The organism is Methylobacterium sp. J-043, from assembly GCF_022829505.1.
GTDB classification, from domain to species: domain Bacteria; phylum Pseudomonadota; class Alphaproteobacteria; order Rhizobiales; family Beijerinckiaceae; genus Methylobacterium; species Methylobacterium extorquens_A.
Map to the genome: position 1 here is coordinate 80,993 of NZ_JAKSYB010000074.1, position 13,347 is coordinate 94,339.

The 13,347-nt window shown below is 67.0% G+C and carries 12 protein-coding genes and 1 tRNA gene; 4 read left to right on the forward strand and 9 right to left on the reverse strand.

Annotated features, from left to right (window positions below):
• Positions 1-10: 10 nt before the first annotated feature.
• The 4 genes from MKK50_RS22975 to MKK50_RS22990 form a co-directional block, all read right to left on the reverse strand.
• Entirely contained in the window at positions 11-1,738 is a 1,728-nt protein-coding gene (locus MKK50_RS22975; protein ID WP_499025490.1) for an adenylate/guanylate cyclase domain-containing protein, read from the reverse strand.
• 87 nt (positions 1,739-1,825) lie between these two features.
• Entirely contained in the window at positions 1,826-2,332 is a 507-nt protein-coding gene (locus MKK50_RS22980; protein ID WP_499025492.1) for a CYTH domain-containing protein, read from the reverse strand.
• 123 nt (positions 2,333-2,455) lie between these two features.
• Positions 2,456-3,994: a CYTH and CHAD domain-containing protein gene (locus MKK50_RS22985; RefSeq protein ID WP_499025493.1), complete on the reverse strand. Its 1,539-nt coding sequence runs from the start codon at positions 3,992-3,994 to the stop codon at positions 2,456-2,458.
• A 99-nt stretch (positions 3,995-4,093) separates the two neighbouring features.
• On the reverse strand, positions 4,094-5,428 hold the full coding sequence (locus MKK50_RS22990) for a leucine-rich repeat-containing protein kinase family protein (protein ID WP_499025494.1): 1,335 nt from the start codon (positions 5,426-5,428) through the stop codon (positions 4,094-4,096).
• Between the two features lie 340 nt (positions 5,429-5,768).
• Here MKK50_RS22990 and MKK50_RS22995 point away from each other — a divergent pair, with 340 nt between their 5' ends.
• Positions 5,769-6,089: a hypothetical protein gene (locus MKK50_RS22995; protein WP_499025496.1), complete on the forward strand. Its 321-nt coding sequence runs from the start codon at positions 5,769-5,771 to the stop codon at positions 6,087-6,089.
• A 90-nt stretch (positions 6,090-6,179) separates the two neighbouring features.
• Complete coding sequence (locus tag MKK50_RS23000) at positions 6,180-6,596, forward strand: hypothetical protein (RefSeq protein WP_499025498.1); 417 nt, start codon at positions 6,180-6,182, stop codon at positions 6,594-6,596.
• 178 nt (positions 6,597-6,774) lie between these two features.
• Here the strand turns inward: MKK50_RS23000 and MKK50_RS23005 are convergent, their stop codons facing one another.
• Together MKK50_RS23005 and MKK50_RS23010 are read right to left on the reverse strand one after the other, a co-directional pair.
• Positions 6,775-7,377, reverse strand: a complete 603-nt coding sequence (locus MKK50_RS23005) for a hypothetical protein (RefSeq protein ID WP_499025500.1) — start codon at positions 7,375-7,377, stop codon at positions 6,775-6,777.
• A gap of 924 nt (positions 7,378-8,301) precedes the next feature.
• Positions 8,302-8,377: transfer RNA gene (locus tag MKK50_RS23010), tRNA-Lys, on the reverse strand.
• 134 nt (positions 8,378-8,511) lie between these two features.
• Between MKK50_RS23010 and MKK50_RS23015 the strand changes: the two genes are divergently transcribed.
• Together MKK50_RS23015 and MKK50_RS23020 are read left to right on the forward strand one after the other, a co-directional pair.
• Positions 8,512-9,579, forward strand: a complete 1,068-nt coding sequence (locus tag MKK50_RS23015) for a hypothetical protein (RefSeq protein WP_499025502.1) — start codon at positions 8,512-8,514, stop codon at positions 9,577-9,579.
• Between the two features lie 241 nt (positions 9,580-9,820).
• Complete coding sequence (locus tag MKK50_RS23020; RefSeq protein WP_499025504.1) at positions 9,821-10,078, forward strand: hypothetical protein; 258 nt, start codon at positions 9,821-9,823, stop codon at positions 10,076-10,078.
• Between the two features lie 93 nt (positions 10,079-10,171).
• Here MKK50_RS23020 and tgt read toward each other — a convergent pair whose 3' ends face one another.
• Genes tgt through queA form a run of 3 tightly spaced genes read right to left on the reverse strand, consistent with a single transcriptional unit; the run spans position 10,172 to position 13,259 of the window.
• The gene (tgt, locus tag MKK50_RS23025; RefSeq protein WP_499025506.1) at positions 10,172-11,323 is read right to left on the reverse strand and encodes a tRNA guanosine(34) transglycosylase Tgt; all 1,152 of its coding nucleotides are present in this window, start codon (positions 11,321-11,323) and stop codon (positions 10,172-10,174) included.
• On the reverse strand, positions 11,320-12,162 hold the full coding sequence (locus MKK50_RS23030) for a nucleotidyltransferase domain-containing protein (RefSeq protein WP_499025507.1): 843 nt from the start codon (positions 12,160-12,162) through the stop codon (positions 11,320-11,322). Before MKK50_RS23030 ends, tgt begins: the two co-directional genes overlap by 4 nt.
• Positions 12,159-13,259, reverse strand: a complete 1,101-nt coding sequence (gene queA / locus MKK50_RS23035) for a tRNA preQ1(34) S-adenosylmethionine ribosyltransferase-isomerase QueA (RefSeq protein ID WP_499025508.1) — start codon at positions 13,257-13,259, stop codon at positions 12,159-12,161. The genes MKK50_RS23030 and queA overlap by 4 nt, the downstream gene beginning before the upstream one ends.
• Between the last annotated feature and the right edge of the window lie 88 nt (positions 13,260-13,347).

Genomic DNA, 13,347 nt, shown 5'->3' on the forward strand with positions numbered 1-13,347 from the left:
GTTGGACCGATCAGCCGTCCTGAAGCGCGGCCGACGCGTCGGCGCCGATCAGACGCGCCCTGAGCGGCTGAGCGCGCCCCGTCAGCGTCAGCTCCTGAAGCGTGTCGGGGCTGAGGCCCGCGGCTTCGTAGACAGCTTCCGAGACGATCGCGACCTGCCGCATCGGCCCGGTTAGACCCTCGAGCCGGGCGGCGACGTTGACCGTGTCGCCGAGGACCGTGAAGCGAGATTCGGTCTCGTCCCCGAACTCGCCGACGATGGCCATGCCCGCATGCAGGCCAACGCCGTAGCGCAGGCGCTCACCGAGATCGGCGGCGAGCATGCGGTTGAGCTGCTCGACGTGGCGGGCGATGCCGTCGACGGACTTCAGGGCATCGCGGGCCGCGTGCTTCGGATCGCGATCGAGGCCGAAGATCGCCATCAGCCCGTCGCCGAGATGCTGGTTCACCGAGCCGCCCGCCTCGCGCACCGCCCGGCCGACCGCGCCGAGGAAGCGGCCGATGACGAAGACGGTATCGTAGGGCAGGTGCTCCTCCGCGAACCGGGTCGAGCCGCGCAGGTCGGCGAAAAGCACGACGACGAACCGCTCCTCGCCGGTCGCGGCCCGCTCCGGATCACGCGCGGACGCGGCGCGGGCCTGAGGCGTGAACAGCGGCGCGACGGTGAGGTCGCGGTCGGGCCTAAGCTGGCATGCGAGCCGGATGCCGGGGCTCGCGCCGATGCGGTCGAGGACGAGGCGCTCCGCCCGTTCCGGCTCCGGCAGGGGTCGGCTGCGCTCGGTATCGACGACCCGGATGCGGCAGGTCGAGCAGCGGCCGCGCCCGCCGCAGACGCTCGCATGCGGGATGCGGCCGCGCCGGCTCGCCTCCAAGACGCTGCTCCCCCGCGGCATGCGGACGGTGCGCCCGTCGGGATAGCCGATGCGCACGAAGCCACCCCGCGTCTCGGCGAGGGTGCGGGCGCCGCGCGCGAGCAGGACGAGGGCGAGCGCGGCCAGGTAGGCCGAGAACAGCCCGCGCCGGATCGCCCCCAGCCGTTCGGTCTGCTCGGCCAGGCCGAGATGGTTCGGCCCGAGTTCCTGCGCCCGCCATGCGGCATCGGCGGCAAGTGCCGCGACGCTGCGTCCACCCTGCACCACACCGAGGAGCGCCAGCACCGGCACCAGCACCGCGCCCGCGAGCAACCAGGGCGCGGCGCGGGGAAAGCCGCGCTTCAGCCTGAGCCAGAAGTAAAGCCCGAAGCAGCCGTGCAGCCACGCCACGACAAGGCCCGCCGCCTGCATCATCCCCTGGCCCGGTGCGGCGACCCAGGTGGCGTAGAGAATCTGCGCATAGCCCCGGTCGAGCCCTTCCACGCTCCAGGCGAGGCGCGTGCCGACGACATGGCTGAGCAGGAGCAAGGGGACGGCAAGGCCGAGCAGAAGCTGCGCGGTCTCGACCGGCCGCACCCGGTAGAAGCGCCGCTCGTAGAAGGCGTGAAGCCCGAGGACGAGGTGGAGGAGAAGCGCCCCGTAGAGGAGGATCAGCGCGGGCGGCGTGCGCCAGAGCGCGACCTTCACCGCGAGCCCGGTCTCCAGCGCATCGAGCGAGATGTTGCCCAGCGCATGGCAGAGCAGGTGCGTGAGGACATAGGCGAACAGCACGAGGCCGCTGCCGAGACGAAGCTGACGGAAGGTGGGCCAAGTGGGCCGGCGCAGACGGAGGATGCGGCCAAAGCCCGGACGCGCCGCCTGCCCCACCACCCCCGCTCCCTTGCTTGAGAGACTCTTCCGCAGCCTTCATAGCGCGGTCCGAGGCGGCAACGAAATCGTATGGTCGCCCGCCCCTTACGGCGGGGCGGCCAGCACCTCGTCCAAGGTGACGCCGCGCCCAGCCTCGCCGAAGCGGCGCAGCAGCGCCGATTGGCGGAAGCGCGGGTCCCCGGTCACTTCGCGGCCGAGCCAGGCCGGTCGCTCGAACGCCTGGGCCTCGTGCTCCAGCTCCACCTCGGCCAGGACCATCCCGGCCAGACTCCCGCCATAGACATCGACCTCCCAGACGAGCCCGGCATGCGGCACGCAATGGCGCGTCTTCTCGATGAAGCAGGTGTCGCAGACGAGGCTCATCATCGATTCCGCGTCCGCCCGCGGAATCTCGTACTCGTATTCCGGCCGGCCGAGGCCGACGCGCGCGCCCTTGATGGTGAGCCACGCCCGGTCCTCGTCGAGCCGAACCCGCACCTTGCCGGTGTCGAACTGCCCGATCAGCCCGTCGGTCAGCCGGCGCCGGCTGACGACGCCCGCCTTCCAGCCGTCATCGGCCACGAGGAATTTTCGCTCGACCTTGAAACGCATCGATACAAAAGGATCCTGGCGGCGGGATGTCTCCCCGCCCCCTTCCGTCGCCCCGCCTTACGGTACTCACAGGTTGAGCGCCATCGCCTCCCGCGTATCGCCCTCTCGCGATTCGGGGTAACCTCAACGCCAGAACGGCTTGGTGTCGACGAGATCCTCGTGCGCCTCGGCCGCTTCCTCCAGGAGTTTGCGGCTGCGCGCCTCGATATCGGCCGCCGTCATCCCGGCGGCGAACAGCGTCGTGGCGCCGGTCGGCTCGACCGTCAGGTCCCGCATCAGTTCGTGGCCGGTGGCGATGTCGTTGAGCGCGCCGAGATGGTCCTGCAGGTCGGAGAGCGCCTTGCCGAAGGCGCCGTGGCGCTTGCCCGCCTTCTTGCCGGGAAACAGGGGCGCGAAGAACTCCGCGCCGTAGCGCAGCTTCTTGGCGGCGATGCGCACCCGGTGGCGCTCCTCGGGGTCGAGGTCGTCGAGATGGCGCCCGCGCCGCTTCACCTGCCGCCGCCGCCGGTCGAGTTCGCGGGCGGCGAAGACGCGGGCCGGCTCCGCGCGCAGGGCGACGCGGCCGGGGCTCTCGTCCCGCAGCCAGGGGCCGGCATTGATCCAGCCGATGAGGTCAAGCAGCAGCATCCGCCACGCATCGGAGCGCAGCAGCTTGGCGATGTCGTCATAAGCCTTCGCGCGCTCGTCTTCGAGCTGCCGCTCGAGGCCGAGCAGCCCGGTCTCGTCGGGATGCCGCTCGCGCTCGGCCGGCAGAATGGTGGCGAGGAAGACATCGAGGTTGCGCCCCCGGCCCAGCGGCTCGGTCATCGCCTTCAATTCGGCGCGGATGCGAACGCCGAGCGGGTCGTCCACGAGGTCTCCGAACAGTGAAAACGCCGAGCGCAGACGCCGGATTGCGACGCGCATCTGGTGCAGCGCCTCGGCGTCGCGGCTCTGAAGCAGGATATCCTCGTTGATGCGCATGTGGCGCAGGCAGGCATGGGCGACGGCGCGGAACGCGTCGGCCGCGCTCATCTCGTCGCGCAGCGGCACAGGCTCCGACTTGCGCACTCGGTCGATCTTGCCGGCGGCCAGCGCGTAGCCGCGCTCGGCCTTGCTGCGCACCCCGAGCCGCACCGGCACGAGGGCGGCGACGGCGTAGGCGAGGGCGAACACGTCGCTTGCGATTCCCGCCTTCAATTCGAGCTCGATCTCGCAGATCGACAGGATGCGGTCGCCGACGGCGGGTGCCTCGATCCGGCCGGTGTCGAGGGCGACCTCGATACGGGACTCACCCTGCTCGACGAGGTAGGTCCGCCGGGTGATCCGGGTGGTGAAGAGCGGCTCCAGCGCGGCGTCGGCCGCGATGCGGCGCGCGAACGGCGTGTCGGCGAGCGCCGCCCGGTCCGGCTCGGAGCCCGCGACCGGCTGCTCCCATTCCGGCCGGTCGAACAGGCCGTCACCCTCGGCCTTGAGGGTCTGGACGAAGCACCCCTCGCTCTCGCGCACTCGCAGGCCGAGGCCGGATGCGTGCAACTGCCGGTCCGGCGTGTCGAAATAGACGGAGGCGAGCGCGGCCTCCCCCTGCACCGCTGCCTCCCGCAGGAGCGGATGATCCTGCAGGACGGCGAGGTCGGAGGGCTCGCATTCCAGCTTCAGCTCGATCTCGCGCGGGTCGCTCATGCGGTTTCGTCCTGCTCCTCGTAAGGGTTGTGGCGGATGCGAGCCTGCATCCTGCCGCATCGTCCGGGACAGGCACAACGCGGCGGAACCCGCGATGGATCACGCATCCATGTGACGATCCAGCGACAGATGCGGGGATATGGTGCGCACAACCTCCGCCATCGACGGCCGCGCCCGCGGATCGGCCTGCCGGCAGGCCTGCTCCAGCGCGCGCAAACCTGCGATGTCGGCGGGCTCGGTCGCGCAGCGGTCGAGCAACTCGCCGAGCAGGAGGCCCCAGGCGCGGGTCTCGATCCGCTGCCAGGGGGCGCCGGCCTCGCCGGGCGGCAGCACGGAGGCGGCCCCGAAATCGCTCAGCACCGCCTCGCCCGCACCCCCGTCCCACAAGGTGTTGTGGCCGTAGAGGTCGCCGTGGAGCACGCCGCTTCCGTGAAGATGGGCGGCCGCCTGCGCCACGCCGGTCGCGATCCGCAGGGCCGTCTCCGGCGGCAGGGCGAAGTCCGGCGCGTAGACGTCGCGGCTGCAGCTTTCCAGGCTCGGCGATCCGGCCAGGACCCGCCAGCCTTCCGGGATCAGCGGCATCAAGAGCCCCTGCACCCGGTCCGGATGCCCCTCGATCCGCCCGAGCGCGCCGGTGAGGTGGGGATGCCGGCCGGCGGCGAGGCAGGCCGCCATCTCTTGTTCGGGCAGCCCGTCGCTGGTCATGCGGCCCTTGAACAGTTTGACCGCGACCGCCGCCTCCCCGTCCGGCCGACGCCACAGCGCCCGGTGGATCCGCCCCGAGGCTCCCTCGCCGAGGCACGGGCCGACTGCCAGCGCCTCCCACGGCACCTGCGGCACGCGGGCCGGCGCCGGATCGCCGTCGAGAGGATTGCCAGCCCAGGCGATCCAGGCGAGCCGCGGCAGCGCCGTCAGCCACGCGGGCAGCGCGTCGAAGCAGTTGGCGGAGAGGCGCAGCAATTCGAGGTTTTGCGCGCCTTCGAGCGAGGCGGGCAGCGCCTCCAGCCGGTTTCCCGCCAGCATCAGCTTCTGCAGGTGCGGGCGCCGGCCGAGGGCGTCGGGCAGATGCGCGATCCGGTTATCGGTCAGCGTGAGCCAGCGCAGGGCCGGCGGCAGCGCCTCGCCCGGCACCTCCCGCAAGCCGGTGGCGCGGAACCCGACCTGGCTCAGCGCCGGGCAATCCCCGAGGGCGGGCGGCAGCCGTTCGAAGCGGTTGCCCGAGCAGAACAGGACGCGCAGCCGCTTGAGCCGGCCGATGTCATCCGGGAGTTCGGTGAGGCCGCAATCGCTCAGATCCAGCAGTTCCAGAGTGTCGGCGAGGCCGAAGATTTCGGGCGGGAATTCTTCGAGTTTTCCGCTGAGGCGCAGCACTTTGGCCCCGGCGAAGTGGCCGCGGCGGAGTGCGTGCAGCGTGGGGGGCGGTGGGGTGTTCATAGGGATCTCGCGCGGAGCTTTCCCGCCGGGATGACCGCGCGGCGGCCGGCGATCAAGCGCCTTCAAGGGAGGGGGCGACGGAACCGGCTTCATGCCGTCCCCAGGCATCTCTCGGGACATTTCCTGCCTCCGAAAGACGTGCCATCGTAACGTTCGGCGGGATTTCCATGCGTCTCAATCAGTCAGAGCAGCATTGCCGCGACGTTGAGCGAAACATAATAAGCAGGGAGACACAGTTATGGCGGCATGGGCACTGCGATCAGCTTCAGTCTGTTATGCTGTCATCTATTTGGCCGCTGCTGCTGGCGGCTTCTTGCTCGCCCCTGGGGAGGCCCGCGCCGTGACGGTGGAGGACGGCACCGACAAGGCGATCGGCGCCGAGAGTACCCGAACGGTGATTGGCCTGATCGAACAGCATCTCAAGAACCCGGACGCGAAGGTCACGGTGCTGCGCCGCAGTGGCGCATCCCTGATCTGCGGGTCGGTCAACGTGAAGAACAGAGAAGGGCTCTACACGGGCGAACGCGGCTTCGTGGTCGATCTGTCCGATAAAAGCTTCGGCCGGGTGCCGGATGGGCCGGAACTCCTCAGCTCCCGCAGTGCCGGTTTCGACGACAAGGAGCGCATCCGGCAGATCTACTTCGAGAAATGCCTGGATTGATCGCATTGGCCCTACGATCAGGCCATGGCGAAGCAAGATCGATGGTGAGCGCGCTGGGACTCGAACCCAGGACCTACAGATTAAAAGGCCGTGTGCCACCGGTATTGGGAGGTAGCGGAAAAATCCGGCGACAAATCTCCGCGGCGCGCTCGCTTCATCATTGCAGGGTTTTCGTCCGAGTGGGATCAATTGGAGGCTTGCACCATCTCCAGTTTTGTATGGGATAGCATCCCTTCCTGGCGCCTGACAAAAATAGAAAACCTGCTTGTCACCCCAAGTGATGCAAATTTTCAGTTAAAACTCGGTGAGATCTACGCGGAAGACTTGCGCAAATACCCGGCAACTCTGGCCGTCCACGTCATGGAGACGCAACGTGGACACCTGTTCGAGCATATCGAGGATGGCCAGCCTGCGCAGGGCGGAGATTTGGCAGCAGGCAAGTTCTGCCAGCTCACCACGCTCACCCGGGCGGGAATCTCCACGAAGATCCTGAAACGGTGGCAGTAGGCCTGTGGCGCCTCCACGCCTCGCCCCATCAGTGGCAGAGCTCAGACGGCTCCCGGCCGGCGATCGAATCTAGTCTGCTTCATGGTGGCAGCCGACTCCTACGGCTAGCCTGCTGTGCGAACCTGGAAATAAATCTCGATCAGTATCTCGATGTAGCAGGGGTAGTTCGCTCCCCAACCTAGCCCTGACTTGGTAGATCGTCTTTGAGAAGAGAGAATTGTTTATGTGCGAACTTTTGAACATCAATGAGGAAGCTTAAGGGTGGAAAGCTCGAAAGAGTTGGCGTGAAAGTTTCAATTGATTTTATGGCAAATCCAAGAAATAATATAATAGTTCCTGATGACCCAATGGTATCTAGTGCCACTGGCGAGTTGCTTATGATAAAGCGTGACAACTCTGAAAAAATATTTCCGAGGCTTTCTATCAATGGGACGGCAGCCGACTTGAGGTTTACTAAGCCTTGTGAATAGGCATCAGTGATTTCCTTGAGCCTATTGATTAGTTTTGGTTCAACCAATTCATCATTGTCTTCGAAAAACTCCTCTACTTGTTGGCCGATCTCCATGACAGCTTGCATAGAAGATGGAGGTAAGTTCAGAGCAGTTTCTGTGGCAATATATAGACGCCACTCGTCATATTGATTAAGAATTACATTAACTGTAGATAATATTTGATCTATTTGCTCAACCACCAGATCCGGTACTGTGTCCCGTGTAGCAGCGAAGCTGCGGCGTGCAAATTGATAATTCAAACCCAGTGCCTCAATTGGCATTGCGTCCATTCTATATTCTAGATAAGAGTTCAGGCCCCTGAGATTTGGGGCGAGCCTAGGATCAACATTGGAGTTGGATGCGATCTGATCTATAGTTCTTGATAATAAATTTTGAATTGCCGCTCGAAGATTTTCTAGAGAACCAGCAGATATTGTCCCAATTTGTGTTTGAGATGATATTAGGTAGAGATGGTTATCAGTGATGTTGACTTTGATCGGGGCGGGCTGCTGATCAGGAACATTCGGAATAGATGTTTTATTTTGTTCTATAAGGCTATATTGGTGAGAAACGAGCGCATAGATATTTCTGATGTCATCTACGATCCGCAGGATGCGATCCCCAATAGTGTCCTTGCTAAGCGGCCTCTTTAAAAACTGATCTTTTGCTGCGATTTGTTTGACTCTTCTGCCTCGCGAGCAAAAAAATCAAGCACAAGATGAATGTCATCCCCGCTGTCGACGAGAATTTTTATATTGCCGCCGAAAATGCTCGATAAATATTTGGAATTTTCGCGTAGAGCCAACTTTTTTTCCAGCATTGCCCTGATAGGAATTTCTGAGGCGGATGACCTGTGCAGACAGGTCATCAGCAAATACTAATAAATTCTGCCTATACGAACGTATAATTGCAGGCTCGCTATGAACATCGATTGACCAGGCGTTTCTTCCAATCTGTCTGGCCATATTTTTGTATTCTCTTATTGGGTAATACTGAAAAATGACGAGCTTACGGATTGCAATAGCTGCATGCCATCCCGAGGCGTGAGCCGCGGTCACAATTTATGCTGAAATTTAACTCGCTGTAAATGAAAGGCGGGTGGGGGCTCTGAGAAGAATGCGTCATTTCAGGGAGTCGCACCTGATCGGGTTACCCCCAGGGTTACCCGGCCTAATCGGGAGTCAAACGAACTGCGTCTAACCTATTGATTAGAATGGTGAGCGCGCTGGGACTCGAACCCAGGACCTACAGATTAAAAGTCCGTTGCTCTACCAACTGAGCTACGCGCTCGCACCCGGTTCGCGCAGGGCCGCCGTGGGGCGGGCCGGTTGCGCTCGGGGCGTGGGGCTCGCAATAGGGGGTCGGGCCGGGAGGGTCAACACGGCTTCCGCATGGTGCCAACCGCTGAGTAGATGCGAAACCCGATGACGAGAGCGAACCCGGCGGGTGCGCCGCCGGAATGGCGTCGTTTCGTCCTGCTGTTCCTGGCTGTGGCGGCGGTTCTCGGCGCTGTCTGCATCGGCTTCGTGGCCGCCCTCGACCCCTACGGATTGCGGGCCGGGCCGGGGCGGGTGCAGGGGCCGTTGATGGATGGCAACCAGCGCTTCATGTACCCGCAGATCGCGCGTAGCGGCGCCTACGACGCGGCGGTGTTCGGTACCTCGACCTTGCGCCTGCTCGACCCGGCGGATCTTGGCCGCGCCTTCGCGGGGCGCTTCGCCAACCTGTCGATGAATGCGGCGACCCCCTACGAGCAGAGCGAGCTGGCCCGGCTCTACCTGCGCCACGAGCGGCCGACGACGCTGCTGTTCGGCATCGACCCGACCTGGTGCGAGCCGGATGCGGCCGAGCGCCGCCTGACATTCCGCGCCTTTCCCGCGTGGCTCTACGAACGCATTACCCTGTGGGACGCCCTGCGGCAGGTGAATTGGCAGAGCCTCGGCATCGCCGTCGAGGGCGCATTGCACCGGCTCGGGTTCGTGCGCGCGCGGCTTGCAGGCAACGGCTACGCGGTCTTCACCCCGCCCGAGGCGCTGTACGACGCGGCCCGCGCGCAGGCGCATATCCGGAACGCGCAGGCTATCCAGGCCGCCGCCGAGGCCGCGCCGGACTACCGGCCGACGCCCGCCGACGCGCCGATGCCGGCACTCGGCTGGCTCGACGCGCTCCTGGCGCAGGCCCCGCCCGAGACCCGGACGCTTCTGGTCTTCCCGCCCGTCCACGTCTCGCAGCAGGCTGCGCCCGGCTCACTCGCCGCGGCGCGAGAGGCCGCCTGCAAGACGCAGGTGACGCGGATCGGCGCCGCGCACGGCGCGACCGTGGTCGATTTCCGCATCCCGTCGCCGATCACGGCGCAGGACGCGAACTACTGGGATCCGCTGCATTACCGGCTGCCGATCGCAGGCCGGATCGTGGCCGGCCTGAAGGCGGCCCACGCGAGCGGGCGGGACGATCCCGAGGGCACCTACCGGGTTCTGGCGCACGCTCCGTAGGCCGGAGCAGGACGCCGCCTTGGCCGAAAAATCGATGAACCGCGCCCCGGAACGGGTGGTTCTCGGTGGCGGATAAGTGGCTTGGCCCGTGTGGCTTGGCCTGCCACGAGCCGGCCGCACTCTCGCCCGATCGGCAGGTTCTACACCCCGCGGCCCAGCCATGCCGGGTCGTCCTCCTGCCGCGCCCGCCCCGAAAGCGGAGGCGAACGGGAGCCATGATATCGGAGTTGCAGAGAGTCCCATGATCGCACGCACAGCCATTGCCCTGATGATCACCACGAGCGCGGCTCTGGCCGGCCCGGCGGCGTCACCGGCGGGGGACCGCGACGCCCTGCGGCAGCACTGCACCGGGGATTACCTGAGCTATTGCGGCGAGTTCGCGCCCGACAGCACCGAGGTGCGCGCCTGCTTCAAGCAGAACAAGGCCAAGCTCTCGCCGGGCTGCCAGGCGGCCATCACCAGCTACAACAAGGCCCAGAAGCGCGCCGACCTCCGCTGAGGCCGGCGACGGGCTCGGTTCAGAGCGCACCTCGACGAAATGGTCACCGGTTCGTCGAAAGAATGCGCGTCAAAACAGAAAACTTGAGCATCGTCAGCCCTTTGCGGCGGCCTCCGCCCGCGCCCAGCCGTCCTTGGTCTCGGCGACGAAATCCGCGAGCCGCCCGGCCGCAATCGCCGCGCGCATGCCGGCCATCAGCGCCTGATAATAGGCGAGGTTGTTCCAGGTCAGCAGCATCATCCCCAGAATCTCGTCGGAGCGGACGAGGTGGTGGAGATAGGCGCGCGAATAGTCCCGCGCCGCTGGGCAGTCCGAGGCCTCGTCCAGCGGCCGCGTGTCCTCGGCGTGGCGGGCGTTGCGCAGGTTGATCCGGCCGTGCCTCGTATAGGCGAGGCCGTGGCGGCCGGCGCGGGTCGGCATCACGCAATCGAACATGTCGATGCCGCGCATCACCGACTGCATCAGGTCGTCGGGGGTGCCGACGCCCATGAGGTAGCGCGGCTTGGCGGACGGCAGATGCGGCTCCACCGTCTCGATCATCGCCAGCATCACCGCCTGCGGCTCGCCGACGGCAAGCCCGCCGATGGCGTAGCCCTTGAGGCCGAGATCGGTCAGCGCCCGCGCGCTCTCTATGCGTAATTCGGGTACGTCCCCGCCCTGGACGATGCCGAACAGTGCCTTGCCCGGCTGCTCGCCGAAGGCGACGCGGCAGCGCTCGGCCCAGCGCAGGGACAGGTGCATCGCCTTCTCGATCTCCGGCCGCTCGGCCGGCAGGCGCACGCATTCGTCGAGCTGCATCTGGATGTCGGAGCCGAGCAGGCCTTGGATCTCGATGGAGCGCTCCGGACTCATCCGGTGGGCGGTGCCGTCGATATGCGAGCGGAAGGTGACGCCCTCCTCGTCGATCTTCCGGAGCGCGGAGAGCGACATCACCTGGAAGCCGCCGGAATCGGTGAGGATCGGGCCGTCCCAGCGCATGAAGCGGTGGAGGCCGCCGAGCCGCGCCATGCGCTCGGCACCGGGGCGCAGCATCAGGTGGTAGGTGTTGCCGAGCACCACGTCGGCACCCAGATCGCGCACCTGATCCGCGTACATCGCCTTGACGGTCGCGGCTGTGCCCACCGGCATGAAGGCCGGCGTGCGGATTCTTCCACGCGTCGTTGAGATATGTCCCGTGCGGGCCTGGCCGTCGGCGGCGGAGACCGTGAAGGAGAAGTCGGTCGGGGGAGCGAGCGGTTCGGTCATCGGTCCGGGGATGTGGGAGGCTCGGGGCGGGCGAGATAGCCCGGTGCGGCATCGATCAGGAAACGCATCGCATCGAGGCCCGCTCGCATCGTCGCCTGCGACACCTCCTCCAAGTCGCCGAAACGGGCCGCCAGGGCGTCCTCGACCGCCTCGTGATAGGGCTTCGGCAGCAGGGCCGTCAGGCGGCGTCCGGCCTCGGTCTTCGAGACGATCCGGCCGCTGGCGAGGGTCTCGATGATGCGGCCCACCCCCAGCACGCCCCATTCGAGGGACCCCGCATCGCCGGCATCGTCCGGCGCCTTGCCGGCCAGCGCCGTCTCGTGATGCGCGAGCCAGGGGCGCCAATGGGTTTCGAGGTGGGCGAGGCCGTAGGCGCGCAGCGTCGCGTCGTCGTCGGCGATGTTCAGCGCCGCCGGCGTCGCCCCGAGGATCGGTCGGCTCGACCGGGCGAGGCAGCGCCAGGTGGCCGGGTTCACCCCGCGGCAGGGCTCGCCGCTGCGAAGCTGCCCGTCCAGGCTGAAGGGCACGACGGCGTCGGGTTCCGGTGGGTGCCGCAGGGCCTCGACGGCCAAGTAGAACCCGTCGAAAGGCGGCCCGCCGGCGCGCGCCAGGGCGGCGTGGACCCGCGCCAGCGCGTCCGTCTCCGCCTCGCTGAGGGGGCCGTCGAGGAGGGCGACGAAATCGATGTTGCTGCGGCCGGGCCGGAAATCGCCCAGCGCCACCGAGCCGACGAGGTAGAGCCCGCGCAGCCTGGGGCCGCCCTCGCTCGCTATCAGGCCGAGGAAGCGATCGACGGTGCGGGCGACATCGACCCGGAGCGGCGGGCGCCGGCTGCTCATGGTGCGCGCTCCGGAAACAGCAGGCTGGCATCGCCGTAGGAGTAGAAGCGATAGCCGGTTTGGATCGCGTGGGCATAGGCCGCGCGCATGGTGTCGAGGCCGGCAAAGGCCGAGACCAGCATGAACAGGGTCGAGCGCGGCAGGTGGAAGTTCGTCACCAGGGCATCGACCGCGCGGAAGCGGTAGCCCGGCGTGATGAAGATGTCGGTGGCCCCGGAGAACGGGCGGATCGTGCCGTCGGGCCCGGCCGCGCTCTCCAGCAGCCGCAGGGCGGTGGTGCCGACGGCGACGACCCGGTTGCCCCGCGCCCGCACGGCGTTGAGCCGCGCGGCGGTCGCGGCATCGAGGAGGCCGATCTCGGCGTGCATCCGGTGGGCGTCGGTGTCGTCCGCCTTCACGGGGAGGAAGGTGCCGGCCCCGACATGCAGGGTGACGTGGACCCGCTCGACCCCTGCCGCATCCATCCCGGCGAGCAACCCGTCCGAGAAATGCAGGCCGGCGGTGGGGGCGGCCACCGCCCCGGGCTCGCGGGCATAGACGGTCTGGTAGTCGGTCGTGTCCCTCGCGTCGGTGGGCCGCTTGCCGGCGATGTAGGGGGGCAGCGGCAGGGCGCCGAGCCCGGCAATGGCCTCGTCGAGCGCCGGCCCGGACAGGTCGAAGCGCAGCAGGATCTCGCCGCCCTCCCCCCGCTCCTCCACCGTGGCGTCGAGCCCGGCTAGAGCGCAGACTTCGCCGGCTCCTTGGCTGGCGCCCTCGCTGCCGAAGCGGATGCGGTCGCCGGGGGCGAGGCGCTTGGCGGGCCGAGCGAAGGCGCGCCAGCGGTCGGGCGCCTCGCGCAGATGCAGCATCGCCTCGCAGCGCTGCCCCGAGCCGCCGGCCCGATGGCGGATGCCGGAGAGGCGCGCGGGGATCACCCGCGTGTCGTTGAAAACGAGGGCGTCGCCGGGGCTCAGGAGGGCGGGCAGGTCGCGCACGCCGCGATCCGCCAGAGGTGCGCCGGGGCGCACCACGAGCAGGCGGCTCGCGTCGCGCGGGCTCGCTGGCCGCAGGGCGATCGCCGCCTCCGGCAACTCGAAATCGAACAGGTCCACACGCATCCCAGGGCCATCAGCACGGATGGGCGCCCGACGCAAATGGCGGATTGATCGCAGGAGCCGGCCGGAGCAGCATGACACCGGAGGCACC

What these genes read in the sequence shown, in the direction of transcription:
- MKK50_RS22980 (WP_499025492.1), bottom strand. Translation starts at nt 2,332, where the DNA reads ATGCGTTTCAAGGTCGAGCGAAAATTCCTCGTGGCCGATGACGGCTGG.
- MKK50_RS22985 (WP_499025493.1), bottom strand. Translation starts at nt 3,994, where the DNA reads ATGAGCGACCCGCGCGAGATCGAGCTGAAGCTGGAATGCGAGCCCTCC.
- MKK50_RS22990 (WP_499025494.1), bottom strand. Translation starts at nt 5,428, where the DNA reads ATGAACACCCCACCGCCCCCCACGCTGCACGCACTCCGCCGCGGCCAC.
- MKK50_RS23005 (WP_499025500.1), bottom strand. Translation starts at nt 7,377, where the DNA reads ATGGACGCAATGCCAATTGAGGCACTGGGTTTGAATTATCAATTTGCA.
- MKK50_RS23015 (WP_499025502.1), top strand. Translation starts at nt 8,512, where the DNA reads ATGACGAGAGCGAACCCGGCGGGTGCGCCGCCGGAATGGCGTCGTTTC.
- MKK50_RS23020 (WP_499025504.1), top strand. Translation starts at nt 9,821, where the DNA reads ATGATCGCACGCACAGCCATTGCCCTGATGATCACCACGAGCGCGGCT.
- tgt (WP_499025506.1), bottom strand. Translation starts at nt 11,323, where the DNA reads ATGACCGAACCGCTCGCTCCCCCGACCGACTTCTCCTTCACGGTCTCC.
- MKK50_RS23030 (WP_499025507.1), bottom strand. Translation starts at nt 12,162, where the DNA reads ATGAGCAGCCGGCGCCCGCCGCTCCGGGTCGATGTCGCCCGCACCGTC.
- queA (WP_499025508.1), bottom strand. Translation starts at nt 13,259, where the DNA reads ATGCGTGTGGACCTGTTCGATTTCGAGTTGCCGGAGGCGGCGATCGCC.